This is a genomic window from Caulobacter sp. GSs2, from assembly GCF_058680895.1.
Genome location: NZ_JBZWJL010000003.1, coordinates 56,057 through 74,783 on the forward strand (window position 1 = coordinate 56,057; position 18,727 = coordinate 74,783).

The 18,727-nt window shown below is 65.0% G+C and carries 17 protein-coding genes and 1 pseudogene; 6 read left to right on the plus strand and 12 right to left on the minus strand.

The genetic code is table 11. From position 1 onward, the window contains the following. Positions 1-7: 7 nt before the first annotated feature. Genes ACW17Z_RS20120 through ACW17Z_RS20140 form a run of 5 tightly spaced genes read right to left on the minus strand, consistent with a single transcriptional unit; the run spans position 8 to position 5,105 of the window. The gene (locus ACW17Z_RS20120) at positions 8-1,096 is read right to left on the minus strand and encodes an acyl-CoA dehydrogenase family protein (RefSeq protein ID WP_492059013.1); all 1,089 of its coding nucleotides are present in this window, start codon (positions 1,094-1,096) and stop codon (positions 8-10) included. Continuing rightward, positions 1,096-2,304: an acyl-CoA dehydrogenase family protein gene (locus ACW17Z_RS20125; protein WP_492059014.1), complete on the minus strand. Its 1,209-nt coding sequence runs from the start codon at positions 2,302-2,304 to the stop codon at positions 1,096-1,098. Before ACW17Z_RS20125 ends, ACW17Z_RS20120 begins: the two co-directional genes overlap by 1 nt. A 46-nt stretch (positions 2,305-2,350) precedes the next feature. Beyond that, positions 2,351-2,734: a Zn-ribbon domain-containing OB-fold protein gene (locus ACW17Z_RS20130; protein ID WP_304821726.1), complete on the minus strand. Its 384-nt coding sequence runs from the start codon at positions 2,732-2,734 to the stop codon at positions 2,351-2,353. Between the two features lie 53 nt (positions 2,735-2,787). Further along, positions 2,788-3,954, minus strand: coding sequence for a thiolase C-terminal domain-containing protein (locus ACW17Z_RS20135; RefSeq protein ID WP_304821723.1), 1,167 nt, complete (start codon positions 3,952-3,954; stop codon positions 2,788-2,790). 56 nt (positions 3,955-4,010) lie between these two features. Next, a complete protein-coding gene (locus ACW17Z_RS20140) occupies positions 4,011-5,105 on the minus strand; it encodes a zinc-dependent alcohol dehydrogenase (RefSeq protein WP_012274981.1) in 1,095 nt (364 codons plus the stop codon). Between the two features lie 146 nt (positions 5,106-5,251). Between ACW17Z_RS20140 and ACW17Z_RS20145 the strand changes: the two genes are divergently transcribed. The 4 genes from ACW17Z_RS20145 to ACW17Z_RS20160 are packed head-to-tail and all read left to right on the plus strand — an operon-like array spanning position 5,252 to position 9,545. Then, positions 5,252-5,827 carry a carboxymuconolactone decarboxylase family protein gene (locus ACW17Z_RS20145; protein ID WP_492059017.1) on the plus strand — a complete coding sequence of 192 codons (576 nt, stop codon included), beginning with the start codon at positions 5,252-5,254 and terminating at the stop codon, positions 5,825-5,827. Between the two features lie 29 nt (positions 5,828-5,856). Further along, positions 5,857-6,708 (plus strand): MaoC/PaaZ C-terminal domain-containing protein, encoded by an 852-nt coding sequence (locus ACW17Z_RS20150; RefSeq protein WP_492059019.1) that lies wholly within the window; start codon positions 5,857-5,859, stop codon positions 6,706-6,708. Between the two features lie 8 nt (positions 6,709-6,716). Further along, positions 6,717-8,753: an FAD-dependent oxidoreductase gene (locus ACW17Z_RS20155; protein ID WP_492059020.1), complete on the plus strand. Its 2,037-nt coding sequence runs from the start codon at positions 6,717-6,719 to the stop codon at positions 8,751-8,753. Positions 8,754-8,777: 24 nt separating this feature from the next. After that, entirely contained in the window at positions 8,778-9,545 is a 768-nt protein-coding gene (locus ACW17Z_RS20160) for an IclR family transcriptional regulator (protein WP_492059022.1), read from the plus strand. 14 nt (positions 9,546-9,559) lie between these two features. On the opposite strand, the gene ACW17Z_RS20165 is transcribed toward ACW17Z_RS20160, so the two are convergent. From ACW17Z_RS20165 to ACW17Z_RS20175, 3 genes are read right to left on the minus strand one after another with little or no spacing between them, the layout of a single operon-like run. Then, positions 9,560-10,003, minus strand: a complete 444-nt coding sequence (locus ACW17Z_RS20165) for a PaaI family thioesterase (RefSeq protein WP_012274986.1) — start codon at positions 10,001-10,003, stop codon at positions 9,560-9,562. Between the two features lie 18 nt (positions 10,004-10,021). Beyond that, entirely contained in the window at positions 10,022-11,164 is a 1,143-nt protein-coding gene (locus ACW17Z_RS20170) for an NAD(P)H-dependent flavin oxidoreductase (protein ID WP_492059024.1), read from the minus strand. Between the two features lie 49 nt (positions 11,165-11,213). Beyond that, positions 11,214-12,023, minus strand: coding sequence for an enoyl-CoA hydratase-related protein (locus tag ACW17Z_RS20175; RefSeq protein WP_012274988.1), 810 nt, complete (start codon positions 12,021-12,023; stop codon positions 11,214-11,216). A 165-nt stretch (positions 12,024-12,188) separates the two neighbouring features. On the opposite strand from ACW17Z_RS20175, the gene ACW17Z_RS20180 reads away from it, so the two are divergent. Continuing rightward, entirely contained in the window at positions 12,189-13,046 is an 858-nt protein-coding gene (locus ACW17Z_RS20180) for an alpha/beta fold hydrolase (protein ID WP_012274989.1), read from the plus strand. A 250-nt stretch (positions 13,047-13,296) separates the two neighbouring features. After that, positions 13,297-13,829 (plus strand): annotated as a pseudogene (locus tag ACW17Z_RS20185) (tyrosine-type recombinase/integrase); the annotation flags it as partial. 68 nt (positions 13,830-13,897) lie between these two features. On the opposite strand, the gene ACW17Z_RS20190 reads toward ACW17Z_RS20185, so the two are convergent. The 4 genes from ACW17Z_RS20190 to ACW17Z_RS20205 form a co-directional block, all read right to left on the minus strand. Then, positions 13,898-14,251, minus strand: a complete 354-nt coding sequence (locus ACW17Z_RS20190) for a response regulator (protein ID WP_012274991.1) — start codon at positions 14,249-14,251, stop codon at positions 13,898-13,900. Positions 14,252-14,396: 145 nt separating this feature from the next. Continuing rightward, on the minus strand, positions 14,397-14,753 hold the full coding sequence (locus tag ACW17Z_RS20195; RefSeq protein WP_150108225.1) for a PilZ domain-containing protein: 357 nt from the start codon (positions 14,751-14,753) through the stop codon (positions 14,397-14,399). Positions 14,754-14,853: 100 nt separating this feature from the next. Beyond that, positions 14,854-15,252: a response regulator transcription factor gene (locus tag ACW17Z_RS20200; protein ID WP_492059027.1), complete on the minus strand. Its 399-nt coding sequence runs from the start codon at positions 15,250-15,252 to the stop codon at positions 14,854-14,856. Positions 15,253-15,274: 22 nt separating this feature from the next. Continuing rightward, positions 15,275-18,484, minus strand: coding sequence for a PAS domain S-box protein (locus ACW17Z_RS20205; RefSeq protein WP_492059029.1), 3,210 nt, complete (start codon positions 18,482-18,484; stop codon positions 15,275-15,277). Between the last annotated feature and the right edge of the window lie 243 nt (positions 18,485-18,727).

The following is an 18,727-nucleotide window of genomic DNA, read 5'->3' on the forward strand; positions in this document are numbered from 1 at the left end:
ATGCTTCCTAAGCGGCGATCCAGCCCTGAACGCGGGCGGCTTCGTTGCGCACGAGTTCTGGTCCGCCGAGCAGCTGGCGATCCAGACCGATGCGCTTGAACCAGTAGTGCAGCCCGGCGAGGTCGGTGAAACCCATGCCCCCGTGCACTTCGGTGGAGGTCCGCGCGACGAACCGGCCGACCTCGGAGAGGTGTGATTTTGCGTGGCACGCCATCAGGGTCGATTCGTCAGGCGCATGGTCAAAGGCGTGCGCCGCATACCAGACCAGCGAGCGGCAGGGCTCGAGGGCCGCCGCCATCTCGGCGCACATGTGCTTGACCGCCTGGAAGGACCCAATCGGCCGGCCAAACTGCACGCGACTGCCAGCGTAGGCCACGGCCTGTTCGATCATAGCCGTGCCGGCGCCCAGGATGTCGGCGGCCAGCATAATGCGCCCCGCGTCGATGATACGGCGGGTGGTCCGGCCGCCGCCGCCGGGCAACGGATCGGCCTTGACGCCCGTCATCCGGAGTTCGCCGACTGAGCGGGTCTTGTCGATGGTCGTCAGCGGAATCTGCGTGAGACCGGGCGCGTCGGCTGCGACCAGGTGCAATGCGCCGGTGGTGTCCGCCACCACGAACAGGTCGGCGTCCGCAGCGTCGAGCACGAACAATGCTGTCCCGTCCAGCCACCCGTCCCTGGCGACAACCCCGACCCCGTCCCGGACCTCCACGGCTTGGCTGACTGCGACGGCCGCCCTCGCCGCCCCGGTCGCCAGCTGCGGCAGCCACGCCTGCTGTTGGCTGTCCGACCCGCCGAGCAGGATCGCCAGCGGCGCCATCACATGCGCGCCCACGAAATGCGCCGGCGCGACGCTGAAGCCGAGCGTTTCGACCACCAGCGCCGCTTCCAGCAGGCCAAGGCCCATCCCGCCGAATTCCGCGGGGATGATAACCCCCGGCACGCCGAGATCCGCCAGGCCTGCCGCGACATCGGGGCTGTAGGGCTTCGCGGCGGCGGCGATATCTCGCACATGGCGCAGCGGGGATTGCTCCGCGAGATAGCGGGCCACGGCGTCCTGCAGCATGCGCTGCTCGCTCGAAAGACCGAATTCCATTAGGAGCGGCTCCCTTCCGTGGTGGGCTTCGGCTCACGCGGCATGCCGAGCCCCCGTTCGGCGATGATGTTCTTCTGGATTTGCGCGGTGCCACCGCCGATGATCAGGCCAAGCTGGAACATGTAGGCCTGCTGCCAGCTGCCGTGGGAGCGCAGGTGCGGGCTGCCGTCGTAGAGCACGCCGAGCTCGCCAAGGGCGTCGATGGCCAGCGCCGATATCTGGTGGGCCAGCTCGCAGGACTGTAGCTTGACGATCAGCCGCGCGAGCCCCGCTTCGCCGCCATTCGACGAGGCGCTCAGCACGCGAAGCCCATTGAATTTCATCGCCGCGAGTTCCGCCTGCAGCCGCAGCAGACGATCTCGCAGGATCGGGTTGTCCATGATCCGGCCATCGCCGGCCGTCTCAGTCCGCATCAGCTCCGCCAAGGCAAGGAAGCGGCTTTCGAGTTGGCCCGGGTCCCCCAGCATTCCACGTTCGTGCTTGAGGGTGGCATTGGCGACGAACCAGCCCTGCCCGCGCTTTCCCACGATCTGGGACTTCGGGACGCGCACGTCGGTGAAGAAGGTCTCGTTGAACTCGGCGTGCCCGGTCATGGTCACCAGGGGGCGGACCTCGATCCCCGGCGTTTTCATCGAAAAGATCAGATAGCTGATTCCGTCGTGCTTTCCCTTGTCCGGCTCGGTGCGCACGAGGCAGAAGATCATGTCAGCCTCGCGGGCCGTGCTGGTCCAGATCTTCTGGCCATTAATGACGAAGTCGTCGCCATCCTCCGTTGCGCGCGTCTGAAGGCTGGCGAGGTCGGACCCCGAGCCCGGCTCGGAGTATCCCTGACACCAGATAACCTCGCCGTGGATCGTCGGCCCGATCCACTGGCGCTTCTGATCTTCCGTCCCCAGTTCCAACAGCGTCGGAACCAGCATCGAAATGCCCTGGCTCTGTAGCCCCGGTGGGACGCCGGCCCGGGCGAATTCCTCGCCAATGATGCGGGACTTCAGGATGTCCAGCGCGGCCCCATACCCTCCATATTCCTTCGGGATGGTCCGCGCGGCGTAACCATGGGCGATCAACAGTTTCTGCCAGGCTACCGCTTCTGCTGAGGGCCGCTGCGCAGCCCCGCCGCCCTTGAGGGCGGCATGGCGGTGGGCCTCAAGAAAGTCGAGCACTTCGCGCCGAAAAGCCTGGTGTTCGGCGCTGTAGGTGAGATCCATCAGCCTGTCCTTTCGAAAGAATCGTGGCGCTTCCGTGGGGCGCAGCTCATGGCGCGACCTGTTCGGATGGCTGGAAGCAAGGCAGGCGGAAACCGTCTCCAAGCTCTCGGAAGACCAGTTCGACGGGGATGCCCAGTTTCAATGCGTGGCGGTCGCAGTTCAGCAACCGGCTCGCCATCCGCACGCCTTCGTCGAGCTCCACCAGCGCAGCGACATAGGGGATTTCCGCGGCGAAGGCGGGGTGAAGCGCCTGATGGGTGACGGTCCACGAATAGAGGCTGCCGGTCCCGCGGACGGGCGTCCAGGCGAAATCTGGAGACCCGCACCGCGCGCACATGTAGCGCGGGAGGAACCGCCAGGCGCCGCAGCCCGAACAACGCTGGAATCGCAGCCGCCCATCCTGGCATTGCTGCCAGAAGGCCTCGTCCATGGGATCCTGGGTCCTGGGAAGCGGCGCGGGAACGGTGGGAGGTTGCATGGGTGTCAGTTCCTCAAGATCGCCAGACTGCCGTCACCGAGATCGCCCCATCCGGTGACCAGGCCGATACTGGCCCCCGGCACCTGTCGCGCACCGGCGTCGCCGCGAAGTTGGCGCACGGCTTCCAGCACATGATTGAGTCCCCAGACGTGGGCTTCGCTAAGCAGACCGCCATGGGTGTTCAGGGGATAGCGACCGCCGAGCTGGATCTGGCCGTCTTTCACAAAGTCGTAGATGCCGCCGGGCGCGCTGAACCCCAGCGCTTCCAGCTGCAGCAGCACGACATAGGTGAAGCAGTCGTAGACCTGCAGGAAGTCCATGTCGCGGGCGGTGACGCCGGCCATCTCGAAGGCTCGGGGCGCGGCGTAGGACAGGCCGATCTTGAGCATGTCGGGCCGCGAGGGAATGTCATCTGCTGGATAGGGGTGGCCTTCCGCTGCGCCGGCGATCAGCACGGGCCGGTGCGGCATGTCGCGCGCCCGCTCGGCGCTGGTGACCACAACCGCGCAGGCGCCATCCGTCTCGAGGCAGCAGTCGTACAGACGGAAGGGCTCGGAAATCCACCGCGCGCCCAGGTAGGCGTCCATGTCCAGAGGTTGGCCATAGGTCACGGCCCGTGGGTTGAGCTGGGCGTGCGCACGGCAGGCCAGGGCCACCTCGCCCATCGCCTCGTCGGGCACCCCGTAGAGGTGCTTGTGGCGCATCGCGATCCAGGAATACATTTGCGCCGGCATCATCACGCCGTAGGGCATGTAGAAACCCTGGATGGTGCGGGTCAGCGTGTTCATGTTCATGGCCCGCTGCGGCGGCCGGCCCGGCTTTGGACGAAGCGCGGAGTAGCCATTCCACCCCAGCACCACGAGGACGTTGTCGGCGACGCCGGCAGCAACGGCCGTTGCGGCGTTCTGCAGCGCTGTGGTGGGGCTAGCTCCACCCATATGCACGGTGGAGGCGTACCGCAGCACATCGACACCAAGGTTGGCGGCAAGCTCCTCGGACGATGTGTAGATCGGAGGCGGCACCATCCCGTCAATCTGCGAGGGCTTGAGCCCCGCGTCGGCGATGGCCTTGCGGGCCGCCTCCAGCATCAGGTCCACGGCGGTGCGTTCCGAGCCTTTGACGTATTCGGTCTCGCCGATGCCAACGATGGCGGCCTTGTCGCTGAAACTCACGGCTCTTTCCTGTCTTTCGAACATCGGCGAAGCGTTACGACCTGAAGACTGTCGTTCTAGGTGGGCGGGATCAGGCACGAGTGGATGGACTCATCTCCGGTCACCTGACGCGCCAGCGTCCGGATGGCCAGTTCGGCGTCCTTCAACTCGAAGTCGTGAGTGTGCATCAGCTCAAGTGGCAGCGACCGTGCCTCGATCAGGTCGATGGCCTTTCGGTATCCCGACGAGGTCACGCCGATCGCCCCCTTGATGGTGATCTCCTTGAAGACGATCAGGTCTGAGACAAAGTCCGGTATTGGCTTGAAGCCCTTCACCCCCGCCAGGACGATCGTACCGCCGGGACGCACATAGCTGAGGGCTTCGCGCACCGGGTCGGTGGCGTAGGAGGTCACCTCCACGACGACATCGGCGCCACGCCCGCCGGTGAGTTCTTTGATGCGTTCGATGGCGTTCTCGTTCTGGACATCGATCGTATGGTGCGCCCCGAAGATCCGGGCGAGGTCGAGCTTGCGGGCATCTGCGGCCATGCCCGTCACGATGATCTTCCCCGCACCCGCCTGCCGCGCGGCGATGACGCTGGCCAGACCGCGCTGGCCCGGTCCCAGTATGACGATAGTGTCGCCGACCTGGGTCTGAGGGATCTCCACCGCCCAGCGGAACCCGGCCCCCAGCGGGTTGAACATCACCGCGAGCTCGGGCGGCAAGGTCTTGTCCATCTTGTGAACGATCGTGTTGGGGGCGAGGTACATGTACTGGGCATAGGCGCCCCAGAGCCCCGGCATGTTCGATAGCGGAATGTAGGAATAGATCTGCCGGTCGGCGCAGAGGTGGTAGCGGCCGCCCAAGCAGGTGTCACAGCTATGACAAGACAGCATGGTCTCGACGGCGACCCGATCGCCGACATCGACGCCCCAGCGGCGCGCGGCCTTGTCACCGATCGCCTCGATGATCCCTACGGGCTCGTGCCCGGGGATCACCGGCATAGGCGTTTTCAGAACCCCCTCGAATTGCTCGTAGTCGCTGCCACAGATCCCGCAGGCCTCGATCCTCAGAATCGCGCTGTCGGCTTCGATATCGGGGATCGGCAAGTCACGCATTTCAAGCGTGCGCGGCGCCGTCTGAACCATCGCAAAGGTCTTGGCGGGAATCACGAGCTTCGCCTCCAGCTGCGCAGCAACAAATCATAACACATATATGTGGCAGAAAACGTATATCTGTTATATTCCCATCTAGGCAAGGACCTTCGATCAGCTTCCGCAGGCTCACGCCCTCAGCCCTTCGCAATGGAATGAACCCAATGACCGCCGACGCCCCGAGGATCGACCTTCTGAGTCTGGAAGAGGCGGCGAACGCGGCCGGGTCGGCGGGGATTTCTGAACAGATGGCGGCGCTCAGCGTGTTTCGCGTCCTCCTGCGGCATCCCGCGGTGGCGGGCGAGCTTGCCTCCACGCTCACTACCCTCCTCTTTCGAGGCAACAAGCTCGACGCCCGCCTGCGCGAACTGATCATCATGCGGATCGGCTGGAGGACCGGCTCGGTCTATGAGTGGACCCAGCACTGGCGGGTGGCCCGCGGGCTCGACATTCCCGAGGCCGACCTGGCGGCCACCCGTGACTGGCGGGGGGCGGCGAACCTGTCGGAGGCCGACAGGGCTGTGCTGCAGGCCACCGACGACACGCTCGACCAGGGCATGATCTCGGACGCCACCTGGAAGGCCTGCTGCCTCCACTTGGCGACGGAGGCCGAGCGCATTGAGCTGGTGGTCGCGATCGGCAACTGGACCATGTTCTCCCAGCTCCTGAAGAGCCTGCGCATTCCGCTGGAAGACGGTGTCGAGGCCTGGCCGCCGGACGGCCATGCGCCCCGAACCTGAGTGTCCCACCCCATAGAGCCGGAGTTTCCATGACACGCATACCGATTTCGTCCGATCTCGTCGGGTTGGAGCTCCCCGCCACCACCCAGACCTGGACCTCCAAGGACACCATGCTCTACGCCCTAGGCGTCGGCGGGCGGCCGGCGGAAGACCTGGACTTCATCTATGAAGGCCGCGGCCCGAAGGTTCTGCCGACCTATGCCGTGATCCCGGGCAGCGGCGCCTTGGGGGGTCTGATGCGCACCGTCGACATGCGTCTGGAGATGCTGCTTCATGGCGAACAGTCCATCGAGCTGTTCCGGCCCCTCCCCCCTGAAGCCAGCGTCGAGGTGAGCGGCCGCATCACCGAGGTCTGGGACAAGGGAAAGGCCGCCGTTCTGGGCGTCGAGGGTGTGGCCCGCGACGCCGACGGCGACCTTTTCCGGACCCATGCTACATTGTTCGTCCGCGGCGCGGGCGGTTTCGGCGGCGAGCGTGGCCCCTCGGGCGGAGATAGCGCCGTCCCCGACCGTGCTCCGGATATTGTGGCCAGCTTCGAGACCCGTGCCGAACAAGGCGCGGTCTACCGGCTGTCGGGCGACCGTAACCCCATCCATATCGACCCGGCGTTCGCTAGGATGGGCGGGTTCGACGCGCCCTTCATGCACGGGCTGTGCACCTACGGCATTGTGGGTCGCGCCATCCTGCGAGAGCTATGCGCCGACGATCCGGGCGCCTTCCATTCCTTCCAGGGCCGGTTCGCTGACCGGGTGCTGTACGGGGACACCATCGTCACCAAGATTTGGCGCACAGGCGATGGCGAGGCCATCGTGCAGGGCGAAACCGCAGACGGCCGTATCGTCCTGTCTCAAGCCAGGGCGAAATTCGCAGTCCCAGCATAGGCATCGACATGTCGCCCTATCCTCACCTGCTGTCACCGCTGAACCTGGGGTTCGTGACGCTCCCGAACCGCACGCTGATGGGCTCGATGCACACCGGCCTTGAAGAGGCGCCGGATGGATACGATCGGCAGGCTCGGTTCTTCGCCCGACGGGCGCAAGGCGGCGCGGGTCTGATCGTAACCGGTGGCGTATCGCCCAATGAGGCTGGCCGGCTAGGCCGGAACGGCGCGGTGATGCGCGAAGCCGTCGTGGCAGGACACGCCCGGATCACGACCGCTGTGCGCCAGTCCGGCGGGCTCATCGTGCTGCAACTCCTCCACGCCGGCCGCTATGCGCGTCACGACGGCCTCGTCGCCCCGTCACCGATCGCCTCGAGAATTAACCCGCTGACGCCGCGCGAGCTGACCGAGGACGAGATTCTCCTTACGATCGAGGACTTCGCGAACGCCGCGATGCTGGCCAAGGAGGCTGGCTACGACGGGGTGGAGATCATGGGTTCGGAAGGTTACTTGCTGAACCAGTTCCTGGCGCCGCGGACCAATCAGCGCACTGATCGCTGGGGGGGCTCTGCAGCCAATCGCCAGCGGCTGCCTACCGAGATCGTCCGGGCGGTCCGCGCTCGTTGCGGTGATGAGTTTATTCTCGTCTACCGGCAGTCGTTGCTCGATCTTGTGGAGGGTGGCAGCACCTTCGACGAGGTGGTCGATCAGGCCATGACGGTCGCGGACGCCGGCGCGAACCTGGTCAATACGGGGATCGGCTGGCACGAGGCGCGGATCCCCACCATCGCCCACATGGTGCCCCGCGGAGCTTTCGCGTGGGCCGTGGCACGGCTCAGGTCCCATCTCAACTTGCCGGTCGTGGCGTCGAACCGGATCAACACCCCGGAGCTTGCCGACCGCCTGATCGCCGACGGCAACGCCGACATGGTTTCAATGGCACGGCCCTTCCTGTCCGATCCCGACTTCGTCGCCAAGGCCCGGGCCGGGCGCCGCGCCGCGATCAATGTGTGCATTGGCTGCAATCAGGCCTGCCTGGACAACGCCTTCACCGGCAAGCTCACGACCTGCATGGTCAATCCCGCCGCCTGCCGCGAGGCCGAATTTGGCGATGTCGCGGGCCCGATCGAATCCAAGCGTGTCGCGGTCGTTGGCGCGGGACCCGCGGGCCTGGCCGCGGCTGTGACATGCGCGGAACGGGGCCACAGGGTCACCCTGTTCGAAATGTCGGAACGGATCGGCGGGCAGTTCAATCTCGCGCGGCGGATTCCGGGCAAGGAGGACTATGCCGAAACCATCGGATATTACGGCGCGCGGCTGTCCGAGCTCGGGGTCGAAGTCCGGTTGGGAACGCTTGCCCGCGCGCAGGAGCTTCTCGCCGCCGCCTACGATCATGTGATCCTGGCCACCGGCGTGGAGCCGCGAGCCCTGGACTCGGTCGGGGTGGACGACCCTCGTGTGCTCACCTATGCGCAGGCCATCGAAACACCCGAACGAGCGGGCGACACGGTGGCGATCCTGGGCGCGGGCGGCATTGGCTTCGACGTGGCTCAACTGCTGGCGCATCCGACTGGCGCGGGCGATCCCACGGAGCCCGACATTGAGGGGTTCTCCCGGGATTGGGGGATCGACACGGCCTTTACCGAGCGCGGCGCCCTGCAGCGGCCGCCGACGTCCTGGCCGGCGGCCCGACGGGTCACGATCTTCCAGCGAAAGCCGGGATCAGCATTCGGCGCGGGCCTGAGCAAGACGCGCGGTTGGGCCAACGTCCAGGAGGTGGCGCGCCGCGGTGTCGCCATGACCGGGGATGTCGTCTATGGCCATCTCTCGTTGGAGGGCCTGCATATCACAGTGGGCGGTATCCCTCGATTGGTCGTGGCCGACACGTTCGTGTTATGCATCGGCCAGGAGCCGCAAGCCGGAATCGCCCCGGCGCTGGCGGCTGGGCGGGTTCCATATTCGCTGGTCGGCGGCGCGCGGGACGCTGCTGGTCTGGATGCGGTGCGGGCCATCGAGGAGGGAACCCGGGCGGCGCTCTCGATCTGAGCGGGCGCCCAAGGATTTGAACGTATGCCAAAACCTGATCAGTCCGTCGTCAAGTCCGCCGCTCGGACCCTGGAGATTTTTGAATACTTCGACGAAGTCCGCAGGCCTGCGCATATCCAGGACGTGGCCTTGGCGCTAGGCTATCCACATTCCAGCACTGCGGCGCTACTCCGCAGCCTTGCCGATCTCGGCTACCTGGAGTTTTCCTCCGACGACAAGACATTCTTTCCATCCATCCGGGTCTCCCTGCTCGGTCACTGGGTTGGCGACGAAATCCTCCCGCTCCGGCGCATTCAGCAGCAGATGCGTGACATCGCAGAGCAAACCCAGATGACCGTGGTGCTGGGTGCGGCGAGCGGCGGCTACTGCCAGTACGTCCGCGTGATCGAGGGCGCGACGCCGATCCGCTACCACGTCAAGGCGGGTACGCGGCGATGCCTTGCTCGCTCGACACTGGGCCGCGTGCTGCTGGCCATGGCCCCTCCTGATCGCAGGGCCCGGCTGATCGCCGAAGGCCTGGCGGTGTGGGACGGCGATGAAGCGCCGCCGCCCGCCGAGGGGGTCGCCAGAGACGTTGCCCAGGTCGCTGCCCGAGGACACGCCTTCCATGCCGGCCTAGTCAACGACAACGCCGCGATGCTGGCCATCCCCCTCTCGGTCAGTCCGCCCGCACGTCCGCTGGCCCTTGGCCTGGCCGCCCCCAAGGACCTGTTCCGGGGTCGCCGCGCCGAGTTGCTCAAAATCATAGGCGACGTGCTCGGAAGCCCGGGCCCGGCCCACAAGACCGCCTGAGCGTCGGACTTTCGTCAGGCGGGTCTGGGGTTCTGGATCAGGACGGTGCCCTGCGCCGAGCAGCAGAGCCGGCCCTCGTTTTCCATCTCGATCCTGACGACCGCGGTCTGTTTGCTCATGGAGATGATTTCCGCATGCGCCGTGACCGTCCCGCGGCTGACCGGGGCGAGCAGGTTGATCTTGAACTCGGTCGTGGCCGCCCACTGGCCCTTCTCCATATGGGGGTAGCAGACGCATCCCAACACGTGATCGCAGGCGGCAGACAGGACGCCGCCATGCATGTTGCCGAAGCCCGTCAGCAGCTTTGGGTCGACAGCCATCTCCGCCGTGAGGCCGCCCGGTTCCATGGCCACGATCCGCAGGCCCAGGAACTCGGGGAGGCCGGTCATCCGATTGCTCGAAGCCATGAAGGCTTCGACCATCTCGGCGTGAAACTCGGGCATTCTGCGCGGGATCATTGCATTTCCTTTCACGGCTTAGCGAAAACGGTCGGCGCGAGCGAGCGCGGTCTCGGCGCCGCTGACGAGGTCTTCCAGGACGTCCCGGGCGGGGCGAATCGCCTTGATGAGCCCCATGCCCTGGCCGGCAAACCCAGGCGCGATATCCTTGCGCTGGTCCAGGGTCGCCGCCGCGAGCACGGGCCCGGCGATGATCGACTGGAAGGGCATGGGCAGCGGTGACTTCTCCGCGTCCACCCACGCCTGCGCCCACTTATTGCGGATGATCCTGGCCGGCTTTCCGGTGACGGATTTTGACACTACCGTGTCGCCATCGCCGTACTCGACCAGAACCTCCTTCTGGAATTGCTGAATGCCGGCTTCCTCCGTCGCCAGGAAAGCGGTGCCCACCCAGGCGCCGTCAGCCCCCAGCATCATCGCGGCGGCTACGCCGCGGCCGTCGGCAATACCGCCGGCCCCGAGCACCGGGATGCGCCCCGCCATGGCGTCGACGACCTGGGGGATAAGCGCCATGGTGCCGATCGGCGAATTGTGTCCGCCCCCGTCATGTCCCTGAGCGACCACCACGTCGATGCCAGACGCGGCGACCTGCAGCGCGTGCTTCACAGACCCGATGACGGCCATGATCTTTGTACCGTTCTCCCGCAGTCGCTCCATCCAGGGGCCGGGGTTTCCCAGGCCCGCGGCGTAGACCGGCACCTTTTCCTCGATCACCACCTCCATTTGCGCCTCGAAGAACTCCTTGGAGAAGAACGCGGGGCCGCCCCGAGCTTCGGCGTTGGTGTCCTCGCGCGGACGGACGACCTTTTGCAGGCCTTCCTGGCGCATGAAGTCGGCTGCAAACGCCTGATAGTCGCCAAGCAGATCCATGGGCGACGGCTTGCCGCCCTCGCCGGAGCCTGCCGCCGCGTCGACCACCTCGCGGCGGACCGAGGCCGGCAGCAATGTGTCGACGCCGAAGGGCTTGTCGGTGAGCGATCGCACTTCGCGGATCCACGCGCGAAGTTCCTCGGGCGAGCAGGCTGCGGCGCCAAGGATTCCTAGCCCTCCGGCATTGGAGACCGCCGCTGCCAGTCGGGGAACACTGGCCCCGCCCATTCCGGCGAGGACGATGGGATAGCGGATACCGAAAATCTCGCAGATGCGGCTGTGCAAAGCCATGACAGTGTTCCTTGTCTCTGATGATGAGGGTCGCTGAGCCGACCTTGGGTCAGCGACCCTGGAAGACAGGCTTGCGTTTCTGCATGAAGGCGAGTGGCCCCTCCCGGGCGTCCTCGGTTCGGAAGACAGGGGCAGCCATTTCGGATTCGATCTGCATGGCTTCAGCTTCCGGTCGGCCCAGGCAAGCTCGCGCCGACCGGCGGATGGCCTGTACCGCAATCGGCCCGTTGGCGGCGATGCGCTCAGCCAGATCAAGGGCTGTGGGCAGCACGTCGGCCTGGGGGACCACGCGATTGAGGAACCCCAACTCGAGCGCTTCAGCGGCGGTAATGAGATCGCCGGTGAGCAGCAGCTCCATGGCCCGGGCATAGGGTATTTGTCGGGGCAGTCTCACCGTCGAACCGCCTCCTGGGAAGATCGCCCACTTGACTTCCTGCACCCCAAACTTGGCGGATTCGGACGCGACCCGCAGGTCCGTCCCCTGCGCCAGCTCCATGCCCCCGGCGATCGCGTGACCGTTGATCGCCGCAATCACCGGCTTGACCACGTCGAAGGTCCGAAGAAGCCCTCGGCCCAGCATCTCTCCGTCCGCCAGCAGGCGTCGATCCCACTCGTCTTCGGGTGGCCGCGCGCGACTCATCAACGGAATGAACCGTCCAAGATCGGCTCCAGAACAGAAAGCCTTATCACCGGCGCCGGTGACCACCGCGACGCGGATGTCGGGGTCGTCACGCACTGCGGTCCAGGTGTCGGCCAGTCGAACCAGCATCTCCGGGGAGATGGCGTTTCTGGCCTCAGGCCGGTTGAGGGTGATGAGCGCGACATGGTCCTTCCGCTCGAACGTAACGACGTCGCTCATGCTTTCTCCGACACATATGTGTTTTGTTATGACATCTTCATGCTACGCTGACTTTCCGGATGAAGGAAAGCCTGAAGCGAACGTTGCGGCGGTCCGCGGCGGAAAAGGCCGATTGGCAGGATCGGTCGTCGGCGCCGGCAGGCTGTTCCCGTAAGAGGATTATCGATGACTGAACCGCACCGTACCGTCTTCAGAACGGCCGACGGCCTCGACCTCGTCGCCGACCGCTACGGCGCGCCGATCCGCGGCGGCGTGCTGCTGGCGCACGGGGGCGGCCAGACTCGGCACGCCTGGGCCAAGACCGCGGCGGCGCTGGCGGATCGCGGCTGGGAAGCCGTCGCCCTGGACCTGCGCGGCCACGGCGACAGCGGTTGGTCGCCGACGGGCGACTACCAGATGGAACGGTTCGCGGGCGACCTCGCAACCGTCGCCAACGAGATGGGCGGACGTCCGGCGCTGATCGGCGCGTCGCTCGGCGGGCTCGCGGGATTGCTCGCTGAAGCCGAGATCGCGCCTCGGAGCTTCAGCTCCATAACCCTGGTGGACATTGTGCCCAACATGGACATGGACGGCGCCGCTAAAGTCATGGGCTTCATGAGCGCCCATATCGGCGAAGGTTTCGCTAGCCTTGAGGAGGCGGCCGATGTGATCAGCTCCTATTTGCCCCACCGCCCAAGGCCTTCGAACCTTTCCGGATTGGCGAAGAACCTTCGGTGCGGCGGCGATGGTCGATATCGCTGGCATTGGGATCCCAGCTTCGTCGCAAGCGCGAACCGGGAACGGTCGAGGCGAGATGCGCAGGCGTTCGACGCCGGGCTGGCCAGTCTGGCCCTGCCAGTGCACCTCATTCGGGGTCGGCTGAGCGAATTGGTGACGCGGGAAGCCGCCGAAGATTTCGTCGCAACAGTAAAGAACGCCCAGTTCACCGATGTCGCCGGCGCATCTCACATGGTCGCGGGGGACCGTAATGACGCCTTCCTCGACGCCGTGGTGGGCTTTCTCGATCGGCTGGAGCCTGTGTGAAAACGCCGGAGCAGCTGAGCGGTTTACCGCGAAGTTGCCGCCGCGGGCGCAACTCGAAAGGCTCCATAGCCGACACTACAAAGAACGAAGCCAGATGGAGAGTGGCCCTGTTCGCCGGTGAGCCTGGGTTCTGTTGACGGAGTGGATTGAACGAACCCGCTACGCGGGATTGGTGCGAGCTGTTTGAGGGGAAGGCCCCTGTCTGAGAGGATTTGGTGTCGAGCCAACCCTCCTGACAGGAGCACCCCAGATGGCCGAGATGAGCCCTCTTCGCTGTCGCATGGTCGAGGACATGTCCGTCCGCAACCTCTCGCCGGCGACGCAGCGATCTACCTTCACGCAGTCTCGAAGTTCCGCCGGTATTTTAGTCGGTCACCAGACCGGCTAGGCTTGGAGGATGTTCGGGCCTGCCAAGTCCATTTGGTCTCTACGGGCATCTCGTGGCCCGCCCTGAACCAGACTGTTTGCGCACGGCGCTTCTTCTATGGCGTCACGCTTGGCCACGGCGAGATCCCGGAGCGGATCGTCTACGCCCGAGAGCCGCGTAAGCTGCCAGTGGTGCTGGGCACCGACGAGGTGGTTCACTTTCTGGAAGCTGTGCCCAGCCTGAAGACACGGGTCGCGCTGACGACGGCTTATGCGGCCGGGCTGCGGGCGTCCGAGGCCGGCAGCCTGAAGGTTGGCGACGTCGATAGCGGCCGGATGGTCATTCGGGTTGAACACGGCAAAGGCGGCAAGGACCGGTATGTCATGCTGTCGACGCAGATCTTGAGCATCCTACGTGCGGTGCCGCCCTTAGGATCGATCTTCGGGCAGTTCCTACGATCGAGCTAGTCGTTCACTTGGCCGGCTCACGGAGTAGCGGCGTCAACGGCGGCCTCTAACGCGGCATAGACGATGGGCTTTTCAACGACTGGAAAGCCAAGGCCCCGGACCATATCCACGTTGCCGGTGACGTAAATCACCGGCAGTACGCCGATCTCGGTCAGAATGGCCTCGACGGCTTGCGGCCCTGTTCCCTCCAAAATTCGGTAGTCGGCGGTGATGAGATCTGGACGATGTCCCCTAGCGAGGATCAAAGCCTCTTGTGGACTATCGGCTATGTCAAAGGACAGAAATCCGAGATGACGCAAATGCGCTTCGATTTCGAGGGCAATCAACATCTCGTCTTCGATGATCAAGCCATGACGGCTATCGGCGCTCATGCAATGCCTGCCCAATCATGACCGAGAACGTCGCGACTCATGGAGTCCGACTGTCGAACCATGACAGCAAAGGGCCGGCGCGTCGATGCTCGGAAGAATCGGGAAGTGCAAACTCAATCGTCGCCGCAGTTCTGCTTTCTTACCTTCAGCGGAGGGCCATCTCTTTCCAGATGGCCTGAAGTGTCCGAATCTGCTCATCGACGGAATCCCTAAGATCGTGGGCGCCGGTCAGAGCCAAACCGACCTGTGCGCCCCGACGCCAAATCACCGTGGCGTCATGGGCGACGCCATCACGGGGTACTAGGAGCCTGACGGATAGCGTCAACAGGACAGGGCTTTCAAGCTCGATCCGTGCGCCGGCCGGGCTGAGGTTGCGGATACCGCAGGAAATAGTCACGGCGGGATCGCCGTAAGCCAACCTTCCCGCGAGAAAGGTTCGCTGGCGCGGGGCTCGCCGACGTTCCATCGCACGCGGCGTTATGGGGGAGTGATGGGCGACCATGCCGACAGGCTAGATCGAAAAGCTTTAGCTTTGATTGCTTAGAACCGCACAACGTAGCTCTTCCGCCAAACGTGATCGCCGAATATCCCTGCCCCGCACTCTACAGGATCAGGAGTGGTGAAGAGGGAGTCCGCGCGGCCACGCGTGGCCTTGGCCGCAGCAGTCTTGCAATGCGCGCAAGGAGTTGGACGTCATCAAAGGGCTTGGTCAGAAAATCACGAGCGCCGAGCGCCATAGCCCGCTGGACGTCGCCTGGGGCGTTACGAGCGGTCAACACCATGACCGGTATCGCCGCGAGCGGGGGCTTCTTCCGCAGGGCGTCCAGGACGCCAAACCCGTCGAGGTTTGGCATGTTGATATCCAGCACGATGGCGGCCGGGCGTGTCAGCTGGATGCCTTGAATTGCCTCCCAGCCGTCGCGGCCGTAGGCGGTGTCATAGCCAGCGAGCGTGAGGCGGGTGACGATTAGATCGAGAACGCCACGGTCATCCTCGGCCACGAAGACCCTACCTCTGCGGGCTTCAGGCGGCGTCATCAAGAGGATCCTCCGGCCAAGCCATGGCTTTGGCGATCGCCGTCAACAAATTCGCCGCCGCCAGCGGCTTACCAACCATACCGTCGAACAGACCAGTCGCTTGAGCCTGATCGACATCCGCCGAGAAGGCGAGGATGGGAACTGCGACATTGGGTCCGCCCTCGGTCCGGATGCGCCGGGCCGCGCCCGCGCCGTCGAGGTCGGGCATGCGAAGATCCATCAGAATGACGTCGAACGGCGCCGCGTTGGCAGTCGTGACAGCTCCGAGTCCGCCCACGACTTCGGTGAGTTCGACGTCGAACGGCGAAAGCATCGCCCGGACGAGATCGCGGTTTATGCGATTGTCATCCGCCACCAGGATTCGGCAGCCAGCGGGCAGCATGACCTGATCTTGCGGCTGAGCGGCGATTGGCGCGGCGACTTCCAGTTCGCAGGCCGGAATTGTGAACCAGAAGCAGGACCCTTCACCGACCTTGCTCTGCGCCCCGATGTCGCCGCTCATGGCTTCGGCAAGGCCCTTGCAGATTGCCAGGCCAAGGCCGGTGCCGCCGTGTGTGCGGGTCGAGGACGCATCGACCTGGGAGAAGCGTTGGAATAGCTGGTCGGCGCGATCGTCGGGAATTCCCGGGCCAGTGTCGGTCACCGCGAACGTCAGGAATTCGCCAAGGGGCTCGAAGACGACGTCAACGCGGACGCTGCCGACCATGGTGAACTTCACGGCGTTGCCGATCAGGTTGAGCAGGATCTGGCACACGCGGTCGGGATCGGCCCGCACGGTCTGTGGCAGAGTCTCCAGCCCGCCCAGGTGAAGCTCGATCCCCTTTTCGGCGGCCTGGGCCGCAAAGAGATCGAGGGTTTCTGTCGCCAGCTTCGCGGGGGACATCGGTCGCGGCGCGATCTCGACCTGTCCAGCTTCGAGCTTGGAGAAGTCGAGGATGTCATTGACCGTCAGAAGCAAGGCCTGGCCGGCATTGCAGGCGCGTTTCAGATAGCCTCGTGTGGTGTCCGACAGTTCCGGTTGCTCCTCAGCCAGTCGCGAGAACCCGAGCACGGCCGTTAGCGGCGTGCGCAGTTCATGGCTCATATTGGCCAGGAACTCCGATTTCACGGCGGCGGCGGCTTCAGCCTCGGCGCGCGCCACCCGCAACTCCGCTTCCAATGCTCTACGGGCGGAGACGTCGCGCACCACATCGGTGATGCCGGTGATGGCGCCGGTCTCTGGATCGAAGGCCAGGGTCGGGCGAGCCTCCAACCACAGTTCGCGGCCATCCTTGTGCAGCACGCGATATTCCACGGCGATCGGCGGTTCCGCTCCTTTCGATTTGAACTGCTTGGCGACGGCGGCTTGCAGGCGGGGTACGTCCTCGGGGTTGATCCAACCGAGGATGTTGGCGCCGACCAACTCCTCAGGCGCATAGCCGGTCGTGGGAAGGATCGATGGCGAGACATAGGTCAGCCGCCCCTTAACATCGCCGTGCATGATCAGGTCGCTGGCGTTTTCCGCCAGGAGCCGATAGCGCGCCTCGCTCTGGGCCAGGGCGACCTGCGCGTGTTGTTGCTCGGTGACGTCCCTCATGGTGCCAACAACGGCGATCACCCGGCCATCAGTGTCCTTTTGGACCAGCATGTTTCCGGTGATGTCTCGCGGCTGGCCGTCCGCCCGAATGAGGCGGAAAACAGCCTCCGTCGTCGGCTCGCCCCTGGTGAGGGCGCGTTGCAGCCGCTCGGCGGACTCGGCTTGATCCTCCGGATCGGTCATGGCCAGGAGGGCGTCGAGGTCCAGCGGAAAGGCCGGGTCGAGTCCGTAGATCTGGTACATTTGCTCGGACCAGGTCACTGACTGGGTCGCCACCTCTAGCCGCCAGTGACCCAGCCCGGCCATGCTCTCGGCCATTCTCGCCCGTTGAGCTTGGTCCCGAGCTTCGTCGCGCGCCGCGATCGTCGCGTCTTCAAGCGCCTTGCGGTCCGTCGCGTCGCGGATCACCGCCACGGTCTCGACTGGCTGGCCCTGGTCGTCGCGCACCAACTGGAAACTGGTCTCCACCCAGATGGTTCGTCCGTCCTTGTGGACCGCCCTGTGTTGCAGGGTCTTTTGCTCCAGCCCCCGCGCCATCTGCCCTAACGTCGCCAGGATCAGCGGTTGATCGTCTGCGTGGACGAAGGCCTGGGCCGGGCGGTCGGTCATCTCGTCGGGCCGGTAGCCGAGAAGCCGCTCGATCGTCGGTGAGATATAGCCGCTGCCGCCGTCGAGGCGGATTCGCGTGACGACGTCGCTCATATTGTTGGCGAGCAGCCTGTAACGCCGCTCACTGCGCCTGATCGCATCGTGGGCGCGTGTCTGATCGGTGACGTCCTGGAAGACGCCGAACACCGCCGCCGCCTCACCATGCTCGTCGAGTTCGCACACGCCCCTGGAGATCACATCGCGGACCTCGCCATTGGGCCGATTGATGCGGAGTTGGGATTCAAAGGAGCCCTTGGTGCCGACGGCCTCCCTGACGCAGGCCGAGACCTTGGCTCGGTCGTCGGGATGATAGAGCGCCAGAGAGTTCTGGAGGTCGGGCTCAAAGTTATAGCGGCTGACCCCGTGGATCGCATAGACCATGTCCGACCATCGCACATCGCCAGTGCTGACCTCAATGCGCCAATGGCCGACGCCCGATACGCTCTCGGTCAATTCCAGCAGACGATGTTTTTCGCTGGCCAGGCGGTGAGTGCGCGCCAGTTCCAGTTCATCGACAACGATCTTAGCCAGCATTTTCAGGCGTTCGAGCTTGGCGGGCGTCGGACGGCGGCGGGGTTTGGTGTCGATGACGCACAAGGTGCCGAGGGTTCGGCCATCGCGCGTGGTCAGCACCGCGCCGGCGTAGAAACGGATATGGGCGGCGCCGGTGACCAGGGGATCGGTTGCGAAACGCCGGTCCGTCGCCGCATCCTCGACGACCAACAGGGCATTGGGGCCCATGCCAAGAGCCTCGGCGCTCAACGTCCAGGCCTGCGGCGGACTGTTGGCTGCTACGGCGAACTTGGATTGGGACGATAAGCCTTCAACCTCGGTCAACGACACCAGGGCGAGCGGAGTCTTGAAGAGGTCGGCCGCCAAGGCCGTCACAAGGCCGAACCGTTCCTGGGGTGGCCTGTTCAGCGCCTCGACTATACGAAGCGCTTCAAGTCGCCGCGCTTCTGCTTCCCGCATGACCTGCCGCTTCCCCATTTTGATCATTTTGCACAACAGCGCTATCGCATTGGTTAATTGTTAGCGCGGCAATTGGGCGCAGCGCAGACTCCAGTCGGCGAAGCCGCACGGCTCAACGCGGTGTGTAATTTCGTCGCAGATCGTCGCGATTAATCTCGCGTTAGGCGCAAGGTCATGAAGGTCGTGACCAATTGGAAGCCGGTCGGTCAACGACGGGGCGACGGCGGCGGTCTGAACTCGTTT